This window comes from Pseudomonas sp. NPDC079367 (genome assembly GCF_044542195.1).
Classification (GTDB): Bacteria; Pseudomonadota; Gammaproteobacteria; order Pseudomonadales; family Pseudomonadaceae; genus Aquipseudomonas.
In genome coordinates this window covers 1-12,129 of sequence record NZ_JBITTW010000053.1, presented here as the reverse complement: position 1 = coordinate 12,129, position 12,129 = coordinate 1, and the positions used below count along the sequence as shown (strand labels likewise).

Annotated in this window: 10 protein-coding genes; 4 read left to right on the top strand and 6 right to left on the bottom strand. The window is 60.2% G+C overall.

Annotated elements, in window-relative coordinates; translation table 11 throughout:
• Positions 1–122: 122 nt before the first annotated feature.
• A complete protein-coding gene (locus ACIGDJ_RS26255; RefSeq protein WP_197892903.1) occupies positions 123–1,457 on the bottom strand; it encodes a dicarboxylate/amino acid:cation symporter in 1,335 nt (444 codons plus the stop codon).
• 347 nt (positions 1,458–1,804) lie between these two features.
• Between ACIGDJ_RS26255 and ACIGDJ_RS26250 the strand changes: the two genes are divergently transcribed.
• The gene (locus tag ACIGDJ_RS26250; protein WP_101156071.1) at positions 1,805–2,803 is read left to right on the top strand and encodes an AraC family transcriptional regulator; all 999 of its coding nucleotides are present in this window, start codon (positions 1,805–1,807) and stop codon (positions 2,801–2,803) included.
• A gap of 97 nt (positions 2,804–2,900) precedes the next feature.
• Here the strand turns inward: ACIGDJ_RS26250 and ACIGDJ_RS26245 are convergent, their stop codons facing one another.
• The 3 genes from ACIGDJ_RS26245 to ACIGDJ_RS26235 form a co-directional block, all read right to left on the bottom strand.
• Complete coding sequence (locus tag ACIGDJ_RS26245) at positions 2,901–4,247, bottom strand: ATP-binding protein (protein WP_101156069.1); 1,347 nt, start codon at positions 4,245–4,247, stop codon at positions 2,901–2,903.
• Complete coding sequence (locus tag ACIGDJ_RS26240) at positions 4,244–4,921, bottom strand: response regulator (RefSeq protein WP_101156067.1); 678 nt, start codon at positions 4,919–4,921, stop codon at positions 4,244–4,246. The genes ACIGDJ_RS26245 and ACIGDJ_RS26240 overlap by 4 nt, the downstream gene beginning before the upstream one ends.
• Positions 4,922–5,069: 148 nt before the next feature.
• Entirely contained in the window at positions 5,070–5,675 is a 606-nt protein-coding gene (locus ACIGDJ_RS26235; protein ID WP_101156065.1) for a hypothetical protein, read from the bottom strand.
• Positions 5,676–5,818: 143 nt separating this feature from the next.
• Here ACIGDJ_RS26235 and ACIGDJ_RS26230 point away from each other — a divergent pair, with 143 nt between their 5' ends.
• Entirely contained in the window at positions 5,819–6,610 is a 792-nt protein-coding gene (locus ACIGDJ_RS26230; protein ID WP_397479757.1) for a dienelactone hydrolase family protein, read from the top strand.
• An 83-nt stretch (positions 6,611–6,693) separates the two neighbouring features.
• Entirely contained in the window at positions 6,694–7,419 is a 726-nt protein-coding gene (locus ACIGDJ_RS26225) for a 4'-phosphopantetheinyl transferase (protein ID WP_397479758.1), read from the top strand.
• Between the two features lie 73 nt (positions 7,420–7,492).
• Here ACIGDJ_RS26225 and ACIGDJ_RS26220 read toward each other — a convergent pair whose 3' ends face one another.
• Together ACIGDJ_RS26220 and ACIGDJ_RS26215 are read right to left on the bottom strand one after the other, a co-directional pair.
• Positions 7,493–9,103: an ATP-binding protein gene (locus ACIGDJ_RS26220; RefSeq protein ID WP_101156061.1), complete on the bottom strand. Its 1,611-nt coding sequence runs from the start codon at positions 9,101–9,103 to the stop codon at positions 7,493–7,495.
• Entirely contained in the window at positions 9,100–9,822 is a 723-nt protein-coding gene (locus ACIGDJ_RS26215) for a response regulator (protein WP_101156059.1), read from the bottom strand. The genes ACIGDJ_RS26220 and ACIGDJ_RS26215 overlap by 4 nt, the downstream gene beginning before the upstream one ends.
• Positions 9,823–10,672: 850 nt before the next feature.
• Here ACIGDJ_RS26215 and ACIGDJ_RS26210 point away from each other — a divergent pair.
• A partial coding sequence (locus ACIGDJ_RS26210) for an ATP cone domain-containing protein (protein ID WP_397504658.1) occupies positions 10,673–12,129 on the top strand: 1,457 nt, incomplete at its 3' end.

Genomic DNA, 12,129 nt, shown 5'->3' with positions numbered 1-12,129 from the left:
CTCAGCCTAGGCAGCCATCGTCAATGCGGCAATCACCGCAAATGTCAGCAGGTGTGACCGTTGCGCTCAAATTCCGGGCAAGAAAAAACCCGCCGAAGCGGGTTTTTCTGTGCAAGCGATGCTTACTTCGCGTTGCTCGGGGTTGGGCCTTCAGCCACACCCAGGTCGTCTTCTTCACGCTCGTCGGAGATACCGCGACCGCCGGAAGCCAGCTCGGTTTGCAGTTGATCGGTGTCCAGCTCCTTGACCCACTTGGCCACGACGATGGTCGCTACAGCGTTACCGACCAGGTTGGTCAGTGCGCGGGCTTCGGACATGAAGCGGTCGATACCGAGGATCAGCGCCAGACCGGCCACTGGCAGGTGACCGACCGCCGACAGGGTGGCGGCCAGCACGATGAAGCCCGAACCGGTCACACCGGCTGCGCCTTTGGAGGACAGCAGCAGTACCAGCAGCAGGGTGATCTGGTGAGTGATGTCCATGTGCGTGTCGGTCGCCTGGGCGATGAACACGGCGGCCATGGTCAGGTAGATCGAAGTACCGTCAAGGTTGAACGAGTAACCGGTCGGGATCACCAGACCCACTACCGATTTCTTCGCGCCCAGACGCTCCATCTTGATCAGCATGCGTGGCAGTGCCGATTCCGATGAGGACGTGCCCAGTACAATCAACAGCTCTTCACGGATGTAGCGCACCAGCTTGAACACGCTGAAACCGTGAGCACGGCAGATCGCTCCCAGCACCAGCACGACGAACAGGACGCAGGTGATGTAGAAGCAGATCATCAACTGGCCCAACTGCACCAGCGAGCCGACACCGTAGGCACCGATGGTGAACGCCATGGCACCGAACGCACCCAGCGGCGCCAGTTTCATGATCATGTTGATGATGTTGAACATCACGTGAGCGAAGCGATCGATCATGTCCAGCAGCGGACGACCGTACGAACCCAGGCGATGCAGGGCGTAGCCGAAGATCACCGAGAACATCAACACTTGCAGGATGTCACCGGTGGCGAACGCGCCGACGATGGTGTTCGGGATCACATTGAGGAGGAACCCGACAATGCTCTGGTCTTTACTGGCCGTCACGTAGGTGGCGATTTTCGAGGCGTCGAGGGTGGTGACATCGATGTGCATGCCGGCGCCCGGTTGCACAACGTTGACCACAACCAGACCGATCAGCAGGGCAATGGTGGAAACGATTTCGAAGTACAGCAGCGCGTAGCCGCCGGTCTTGCCTACCGACTTCATGTTCTGCATGCCGGCGATACCGCTGACAACAGTACAGAAGATGATCGGGGCGATGACCATTTTGATCAGCTTGATGAAGCCGTCACCCAGTGGCTTGAGGGCCACACCGGTCTGCGGGTAGAAGTGACCGAGCAGAATGCCGATGGCGATGGCAACGATCACCTGGAAATACAGGGATTTATACAGTGGCTGACGAGTCGTCATTGCAGGTTTCCTCAAGCGTCCAGCGGCAACATCCATCTGTCGAGCGCAGAACCTTAATTGCGAACCCTCCTGCACTGGAGGGATTTGTTGTTGGAACGGCATCCTCCCAGGCGGAAGAAGTGCACGCTTCTGTCGCTTGTATCGCAAACGTCGTGCCAGATTGGTGCGAATGGCAGCAAGCCTTTTGATATCAGGGCCTGCGGGATTTTCCTGTCACCAATCAGTGACTTGAGGCATGGCGGATTTCCGCCAACTGAGCGTTCGGCGTCCTGCAATTTGGCGGAAATCCGCCTTGTTGCGTCGCGGGCCCGTCGTTACGATCGGTGCTTGAACAAGGATTGCCGCTTATGCGCGAACGCACCATCGCCAGCCATTTCGCCCGTGCCGCCCTTGGCGGTGCGCGCCGTCGCGGCCTGGATTGTTCAGGACTGTTGCAGCAACTGGGGATCAGCCCGGAGTTGCTCGAGGAGCCCCGCGCACGCATCGCCCCGGAGCAGTTCACCCGCCTGATTCAGGGGTTGTGGGCGGCGCTGGACGATGAATACCTGGGTTTCGGTAACGCACCGAGCAAGCCGGGCAGCTTTGCCATGATGTGTCACGCCTCGATTCACTGCCGCAATCTGGAGAAGGCCCTGCAACGCGGTTTGTTGTTTTACAGCCTGTTCCCCGACGCCCCGCGCCTGTCCCTGCGCCGCGAAGACGAATGGGTGCGGTTGAGCCTGGATGACGCGCAGTGGTGGGATCCGGATCACTTTCTCAGCGAAAGTCTGCTGGTGATCTGGCACCGCCTCGGCAGTTGGTTGATAGGCCAGAGGATTCGCCTGGAGCAGGCAACCTTCAGCTACCCGCGCCCCGATCATGGCAGCGAATACGACCTGCTGTTTCCGTGCCCGCTGACCTTTGATGCCGAGCAAAGCAGCCTGCTGTTTCACCGTCGCTATCTGGCGATGCCGCTGTTGCAGGACGAACGCACGCTCAAGCATTTCCTCGAACGCTCCCCCGCCGACCTGCTCTCGCGCCCGGACGACGGCGACAGCCTGAGCAGCCGCCTGCGTCGTTTGCTCAGCCGCGACGCTGCGCATTGGCCGGATCTGGAAGCCGTCGCCACGCATCTGCACATCAGCCCGCAAACGTTGCGCCGGCACTTGCGAGAGGAAGGTACGAGTTTTCAAGAGCTAAAGGATCAACTGCGGCGGGATATCGCCATCTATCATCTGGGGCGCGCGGATCTGTCGTTGCAGCAGATCGCCGAGCAGCTCGGGTTTTCCGAGCCGTCGGCGTTTCATCGGGCATTCAAGAAATGGACGGGGCTGACACCGGGGGCTTATCGGGCGCAGGAGTTTTGAAGCAAGACGCCTTTGCGAGCAGGCTCGCTCCCACAGGAGGATTGCATTTCAAGCGTGGGAGCGGGCTTGCCCGCGAAGAGGCCGGCACTGTCAACATTCAAGCCGCAGGAAAATGAATCCTGAACACCGCCCCGCCCATCGGCGAATCGCCCAGGGCCAGACGGGCGTTGTAGCTTTCGATGATGTCCTTGACCACCGCCAGTCCGATTCCCTGCCCTGGATGCTGGGCATCCAGACGTTCGCCGCGCTCGAGAATCCGCGCACGTTGGTCCAGTGGCACACCTGGCCCATCGTCCTCGACGCATAACTCGATCCCGACCAGGGACTCGCGCACGCTGACACGCACCTCGCCCAGACACAGGCGATAGGCGTTCTCCAGCAAGTTGCCGAGCATTTCCAGCAAGGCGCCCTGCTCGATCGGCACGTAGCAATGCTCAGGCAGATCAAAGGTCACGCGCACATGCTTATCGCGATAGACCTTGTCCAGCGTGTCGCACAGGCTTTTGAGCACCGGTTGCAAGCGCACCTGATGGCGGACCAGGCCACTTTTGCGCAGGCTGGCCCGCTGCAGTTGATAGCTGATCTGCTGGCTCATGCGTTCGATCTGGCTCTGCAGGACCCAGGCCTGATCACGGTCTTCCGGACGCTGGGCCATGTCTTCGCTGACGCCTTGCAGTACCGCCAACGGGGTTTTCAGGCTGTGTGCGAGGTCGTCGAGGGAGTCGCTGTAGCGGCTGCGCTGCTGCCGTTCGCTGAGCAGCAGGCGGTTGAGCGAGCCGGTCAACCGCAGCAGTTCGCGCGGGTGTTTTTCCGTGAGGCTTTCGCGGGTGCCGCCTTCGATTTCATCGAGTTCCTGGCTCAATCGACGCAAAGCCTTGAGGCCCCAGGTCAGACCGATCCATAGCAACGCCAGTAATACGAGCAATGCCGCGCCGAAGCCCAGATAGAGATTTTCGCGCAGGCCTTCGAGGGTGGTTTCGTATTCACGTACCGGTTGCAGAGCGACGATGCTGAACGCCGCACTTTTGCCGCCGAGCAGTTTGACCTCGACGTCGTAGACGAAGAATTCCTGACCGTTGGCCTCACGGATCCGCGCGAATTCATTGCCGAGACCGTCGTAACGCGGTGTGTAGTTGATCTGTTCTTCGTCAGTGGCTCTCGAACGCCACACCAACTTGCCATTGCGGTCGTAGATATAGCCAAGCAAACGGAAGTCGGCAAGATTGAAGCGCTCATCCGGCAGTTGCGTTGGCATCATCAGGCGACCGTTTTCCACCCGTGCGGCGGAGATCAACGTGGTGACGTCGGAGGCCAGGCGTTGTTCGATCGAGTCCTGCAAGGCAAGGCTGAAGGCGCCCTGCATCGCCGGCAGCAAGGCGAGCATGAACAACACCGCCAACGTGGTGGCGGCGAGCATCAAACGAACACGAAGGGAACGGATCAATTGCAGCGCTCATTGAACAGGTAGCCAAGGCCGCGCACGGTGTCGATCGGTTTGAACCCGGCCGGGCCTTCGAGTTTACGGCGCAGACGGCCGACCAGCACTTCGATGACATTCGGATCACGCTCGTCGTCATCCGGATAGAGCTGCTCCATCAAGCGATCCTTGGGCACCACTTGCTGATGATGGCGCATGAGGTATTCGAGGATGCGGTATTCGTAAGCGGTCAGCGCCAGCGGTTGTTCATCGAGGCTGGCCTGTTTGCGATTGAGGTCAAGCAGCAACGGCCCGGCAACAATGGTCGACTGGGTGAAACCGCTGGAGCGGCGCAGCAAGGCATTCAGGCGTGCGTCGAGTTCTTCGAACTGGAACGGTTTGACCACGTAATCATCGGCGCCGGCGGCGAGCCCTTCGACCTTGTCTTGCCAGTTGCCCCGCGCGGTGAGGATCAGAATCGGGAAGGTCTTGCCCCCCGAGCGCAACTGGCGGATCAGGTCGAGGCCGCCCATGCCCGGCAGGCCGAGATCGATCACCGCCAGATCGAAGTTGTACTGTCCGGTCTGGTACAGCGCCTCCTCGGCGTTGGCCACGGACTCGACCACGTGTCCGCTTTCCGTCAGGCGGGTTCGCAGGTGATGACGCAACAGGGCCTCATCTTCGACGACCAACAGTTTCATGCCTTTCTCCCTATCACTTGAACTCTCCAGGCAACTGCCTGTGGGAGCGAGCCTGCTCGCGAATACGGAGGATCAGCCAAGCAGGTGTCGGCTGATATACCCCTTTCGCGAGCAGGCTCGCCCCCACACTTCAAACTGCGACTACCGCTTAGAAATAATAGTTGGCCGACAGGTAGGTCTGCGCGCTGCTGGTCAAGCCCAGCGAGCCCTGTTTGCTGCCGCCGCTCTCCTTCATTTCGGTGCTGGCATTGCTGCGCAGGTAACGGTAACCGAGTTCCACCGAGGTGTTCTGCGAAACTTGCTGCAACACACCGACCTGGCCACCGATGGCGTAACCGATGTCTTTGTCACGGCTGAAACCTGGCGACTCCTGCGTCAGCTTGGTCAGACCGGCCGTGGCACCCCCGAACAACTTGGTGCTGCCGCCTACCGGGTAGAACAGGTCATAGCTGCCGAGCAGATTTTCCTGGCGCAGTTTAACGCCATTGTGCGAGCCGGAAACGTTGTCATAAGTGGCGTAGTAGCGGCCCTGGCTGTTTTGCTGACCCAAGCGCATGCCGTACGTGTTGTTGCCGTCGATGGCCCCGGTGGCGTTGGGGTGGTCGAGGTTGTCATTCAACGCGTGAGACTTTTTGATCTTGTCGCTGGTCTGGCCGAAGCTCAGGCCGGCGAAGTTTGAAGTCGTGTCGGCGTGAGCCGCGATGCTGGCGCTCATTACGGTCAAAGCCAGCAGCATTTTGTTCAAACGAGTCATGGGTATTTCCTCTTTCGCGGTGCTGTTTGGGTATGACGCAAGATTACTCAGCCGCCCCTGTACGGCCCCTGAACCGTCTCTGAACCTGACCTGAACCAGATCGACTAGGCTGTTCTGACCACTTCCCATCAGGAGACCCGACCATGCGCCTGTTCCTCGCCCTTGCTTTGCTGGCGGTCAGCAGCTTCACCCAGGCTGCGATCAAGACTGAAGAAATCCGTTATCAAAGCGCCGACGGCAGCAAGCTGATCGGCTACTACGCCTATGACGACGCGATCAAAGGCCAACGCCCCGGCATCGTCGTAGTTCACGAATGGTGGGGGCTGAACGATTACGCCAAGCGCCGCGCGCGCGATCTTGCCGGGCTCGGTTACAGCGCGCTGGCCATCGACATGTATGGCGAAGGCAAAAACACCGAGCATCCCAAAGACGCCATGGCTTTCATGCAGACAGCAACCAGGGATGCCGATGCGGCGAGCAAGCGGTTTGCCGCCGGGCTTGATCTGTTGAAGAAACAGGCGCAGACCGACCCGAACAAAATTGCCGCCATCGGTTATTGCTTCGGTGGCGGCGTGGTCTTGAATGCGGCGCGTCAAGGTGTGCCGCTGGCCGGTGTGGTGAGTTTCCACGGCGCGCTGGCGACCAGGACTCCGGCGACGCCGGGCAGCGTCAAGGCGAAAATCCTGGTCGAACATGGCGCGCTGGACAGCATGGTCACTCAGGACAACGTCACAGCGTTCAAGGCGGAAATGGACAAGGCCGGGGCGGACTACGCGTTCGTCAGTCTGGATGGCGCCAAGCATGGTTTCAGCAATCCCGATGCCGATCGTTTGAGCCATGGCGAACACGGTGGGCCGGACATTGGCTACAACAAGGCAGCGGACGAGAAGTCATGGGCGGACATGAAAGCGTTCTTTCAGAAAATCTTCAGCTGACTACGCCTGACCTGATCGTTCCCACGCTCGGCGTGGGAACGATCATCTCGACCTCGCCCCGACTAATCGGCAAAATGCCCGCCATGCATACCATCCCCGCCCTGCCCGCCTGCTGCACCGCGCTCGAGAGCCACTGGCCATTGCCGACGGTATTGGCCGATACCGTCCTGCTCAGCACCCACTTCGATCCGGCGCAGTTGCTTGCCGATGACTTCCAGCGCAGCGCTGTGCCGGCGCCGCCGAGCATCCAGCGCTCGGTGGCCAAGCGTCAGGCCGAGTTTCTCGCCGGGCGCGTCTGCGCCCGTGCCGCGCTGCAACAACTCGGAGGCGTCAGCTTCATCCCGCCGATCGGCGAGGACCGCGCGCCAGTGTGGCCGGCGCATGTCTGCGGCTCGATCACCCACAGCACCGGCCGCGCCGCAGCAATTGTCGCCAGCAAGCAGCATTGGCGCGGCTTGGGCATGGATCTGGAAAACCTGTTGAGCCACGAGCGCGCCGAACGTCTGTCCGGAGAAATTCTCACGCCGGCGGAACTGCAGCGCATGGCGGCAGGTTCGCAGGATCAACTGGCATTGCTGGTGACTTTGACCTTTTCAGTCAAAGAGAGTCTGTTCAAGGCGCTGTACCCGATCGTGCAGCAGCGCTTTTATTTCGAGCATGCCGAGGTGCTGGAGTGGACTGAGGCAGGTCGGGTGAAACTGCGGTTGTTGACGGATTTATCCAGCGAATGGCGCAATGGTTCGGAGCTGGAAGCGCAGTTCGGCGTGCAGGATGGGCAGTTGTTGAGTCTGGTCAGCATTCAGGCCTGAGGATTTGCACTGCCTGCCATGCCCTCTTCGCGAGCGAGCTTGCTCGCGAAGGCAGCATCACGACCACCTTGACTCAGCGGCGCTCCTGATTCCTCGGCCAACTCAGGCTGAAACACGCCCCGCCCAGGCTTTTGCTCTTGCCAATGATCGCCCGGCCGTCATGCCAGTGGATGATCCGCCGCACAATCGACAGCCCCAAACCGTGCCCGCCCGAGGCGCGCGTGCGGCTGTCGTCGAGGCGCAGGAACGGCGTAAAAATCCGCTCCCACGCCACCTCAGGCACTCCCGGCCCGTCATCCTCGACGTCGATCCGACAGCGCAACTGGCCGACCTGATAACTGACGGTCACCCGGGAATGCGCATGACGCATCGCGTTGCCCACCAGATTCTGCAACGCCCGATGCAGATAGCGCGGCTCGGCCTCGACCCAGGCGCCGTCGTTGTCGGCCGATGACAGACACAAACCGCGCTGCACCGTGACCTGGGCGCGTAGCGGCGCCAATTCTTCGATTACCTGATTGACCAGCGCATCCAGGTCTATCCGTTGAAAAGTCAGCGCTGGCGAGCCCTGCTCCAGTCGTGCGTAGGTGAGCATTTCGTCGACGAGCTTATCGAGGTCTTCAATGTCGTGATCCATGCCTTCGCGGTATTTTTCCAACGCCTGCGGGGTGGTCGCCGTGCCGATCATCTCCAGACCGAAGCGCAGCCGCGCCACTGGCGTACGCAGTTCATGGGACACCGCCCGTACCAGTTCGCGCTGGATGGCCAGCAGTTGCTGCAAGTGCTCGGCCATGCCATTGAATGCGGCCGCCAAACGCCCGACCGAGTCGGCGCCGCGCGCCGGCACACGAGTTTCCAGACTGCCCTTGGCGATGCGCGTAGCGGCCGCTTCGAGGCCGCGCAAACGCCGCTCAAGCTGACGCACCAACAGATAAACGATGAGACCGATCAGGGTCAGACCCAGCGCGGCAATCAGCACCAGCCATTCCGGCGGGTATGGATTCATCTGATACAGCGGCCCGATTTCCAACACCCACGGCGTGCCGACCATGCCGGCAAATACGCGAATCGAATCGCCGCCCTTGCCCAACGCCATCACCGTGTCACCTTCGGCCACGCGGCGACTCTGATCCTCGTCCATGTCGGCGTCATTCACCGTAACCAGACGCAAGTCGAAGCCGAAGCCTTTCTCCTGCTTTATCTGCGCCAGACGTTTGGGCTGTTCGCCGACCGGCACCCGCACCAGTTCATCGGCGAGCAGGTAAATAGTTGCCCGAGCCAGTTGCTCGCTGATCTGCTGCACCTCACCGACGAGCATCATCTGTTCTTTTTCGCTGATCAGCCGATAGACCTTGGCCGCGTGTGGCCCAGTCTGTTCGACCAGTGCCTGACCGCGCAGCACACGGGTGCGCTGGGCCAGATCGAGGTCGGTTTCAGAGAACTTCTTCAGCGTCAGCGGAATACCGAGCAGCCGCTCCCACACCAACAGCGAACGATGGCGCTCGGTCTGGTTCATCGGCTGCAGGTTGTCGGCCATCAGCGAGAAAGTGCCATGCGCCAGGCGTTCGCGGTATTGCTCGCTGCGCACCTGATTGAGCAGGTTCAACGCCAGCACGCCGAGCACCGCCACCAGAATCAGCGCGGCGCACATGCCGCCGTAGATGCGCAGGAAGATCGAATTCACAGCGCCAGATCTGCGCAGGCCTCAGGGACGAACAAATAGCCTTTGCTGCGGATGGTCTTGATCAGGCGCGGATGATCGGGGTCGTCGCCGATTTTCGGGCGGATGCGTGAGATGCGTACATCAATCGAGCGGTCCTGGCCGTCATAGCCGATGCCGCGCAATGCGGTGAAGATTTCTTCGCGGGAAAGAATCCGCCCCGCGTTGGACACCAGCAGCCAGAGCAGGTCGAACTCGGCGCTGGTCAGCTCGATGCCGTTGTCGCTCAGCCAGGCTTCGCGTAACGCGTTGTCGACCACCAGCGGACCGAATTGCAACCGCCGGGATTTTTCCGCGACCGGTTCCGGTGTGTCACTGCGTCGCAGCAACGCCTGAATCCGCGCGAGCAACAAGCGCGGGCGTACCGGTTTGCACACGTAGTCGTCGGCACCGAGGTCGAGGCCGTGAATCTGGTCGGCGTCGTCGGTACGCGCGGTGAGCATCAGGATCGGCCCGTCGTACTGGCTGCGCACCTTGCGGCAAATGCTCAGGCCATCTTCGCCGGGCAACATCAGGTCGAGGATCACCAGATCCGGTTGCTCCCTGATGATCCGCGCCGCTGCCAGCGCACCGTTGCCTTCGATCTCCACACGCAGACCATTGGCTTGCAGATAATCGCGGGTGAGCTCGGCGAGTCGCTGGTCATCCTCGACGATCAATACCTGCCAGTTTTGTTGCTCCACCGGTGACCTCTGCTTGCTGTTTTTATTGATATGTAAAGGTTTCGCTGAATGAACGCGGCCCCTGCAGGAGCTGACGAGTGAAACGAGGCTGCGATCTTTTGATCTTGAATAATCACAATCAAAAGATCGCAGCCCTTCGGCAGCTCCTGCACGGATTCTCCCGATCATCTGTCATGTTTCGGGAGGATAAATATGCCCCTGCAGCCAGCGATTGTATAAACGCCGCTCACCCGGAAAACAAGTCGGTAAATGCGTTCGGACAAGACGAAATTCTGTGGTAGGGTTCGCGCCCTTAAAAAACCGCTGAAGCGTTTTTCCGGGCGAAAAAACAGTGACAAACGGTCTGGCTCAGCAGGTTCGCGGCCTACACGCGTTTTCCCTGTTTCTTACACAAATTACGCACAGGCTTATCCACAGGTAGTACGTTGCAATCCCCCCCTGAAACGCATTATCTTGTAGCACGGCGAAAACGCAGACCCTACATATAGGGTTTTCGGCTAAAACGCCCAACCACATTTCAGACCTGAAACTCAAGTGCTTTATGGCGGGTTTCCGGTTGAACAAGCGAGTTTTTTCAAGCCCAAACCGCACTGGCGGATGGCACCGTTTTATTTGGTCCGAAACGGACAAAACGGTATGGGTGTTGCAGTCATGACTGTCACCCGCGAAGGAATCCGGTAGCGAGCTTGTGCTTGCGACCAAAACTTCGGCAAGGATGCGGCGTTGCAGCCTTTTTCCTACTGTTCCGAAGTTTGTAATGCCGACGCCCGTCGGTTGCAGTGCTTCGGTACAGAACGGTGAGCACCATGACGGTGCCAAACAAACATAGAGAATGTGGAGACCACCCCCCATGCAAACCGACACAACTCGCGAGAACCCGCAGGGCACCTTGCCGCAGGCCGCCGATTCGAATTCGGATCTGGCAGCCACCGCGCCTGGCCAGCTGCGCGTGATCAAGCGTAATGGCACTGTCGTTCCTTACACTGACGACAAGATCACCGTCGCTATCACCAAAGCGTTCCTCGCAGTTGAGGGCGGCACCGCTGCCGCTTCGTCGCGAATCCATGACACCGTTGCGCGCCTGACCGAGCAGGTCACCGCGACCTTCAAGCGTCGCATGCCATCGGGCGGCACCATCCACATCGAAGAGATCCAGGACCAGGTCGAACTGGCCCTGATGCGTGCCGGCGAGCAGAAAGTCGCGCGTGACTACGTGATCTACCGTGACGGCCGTTCGAAAGAGCGCGCAGCGCACGCTCCTGCCGAAGCAGCCGTCAACGCGCACCCGTCGATCCGCATCACCCGCGCCGACGGCAGCCTCGCGCCGCTGGACATGGGCCGCCTGAACACCATCGTTACCGAAGCCTGCGAAGGCCTGGAAGAAGTCGACGGTGACCTGATCCAGCGCGAAACCCTGAAGAACCTGTACGACGGCGTGGCCCTGACCGACGTCAACACCGCCCTGGTAATGACCGCCCGTACGCTGGTCGAGCGCGAGCCGAACTACTCGTTCGTCACCGCCCGTTTGCTGATGGACACCCTGCGTGCCGAAGGCCTGAACTTCCTCGAAGTCGCCGAAAGCGCTACCCATCACGAAATGGCCGATCTGTACGCCAAGGCATTGCCGGCCTATATCGCCAAAGGTATCGAGTTCGAACTGCTGAACCCTGTGCTGGCCACCTTCGACCTGGAAAAACTGGGCAAGGCGATCAACCACGAGCGTGATCAGCAATTTACCTACCTGGGCCTGCAAACCCTGTACGACCGTTACTTCATCCATAAGGATGGCGTGCGCTTCGAACTGCCGCAGATCTTCTTCATGCGCGTGGCCATGGGCCTTGCGATCGAAGAGAAGCAGAAAGAAGACCGTGCGATCGAGTTCTACAACCTGCTGTCCTCGTTCGACTACATGGCTTCGACCCCGACCCTGTTCAACGCCGGTACCCTGCGTCCACAGCTGTCGAGCTGCTACCTGACCACCGTGCCGGATGACCTGTCGGGCATCTATCACGCGATCCACGACAACGCCATGCTGTCGAAATTTGCCGGCGGCCTGGGCAACGACTGGACGCCGGTTCGTGCGCTGGGTTCTTACATCAAGGGCACCAACGGCAAGTCGCAAGGCGTCGTGCCGTTCCTCAAAGTGGTGAACGACACCGCCGTGGCCGTGAACCAGGGTGGCAAGCGCAAAGGCGCTGTGTGTGCCTACCTGGAAACCTGGCACATGGACATCGAAGAGTTCATCGAGCTGCGCAAGAACACCGGTGACGATCGTCGTCGAACCCACGACATGAACACCGCCACCAG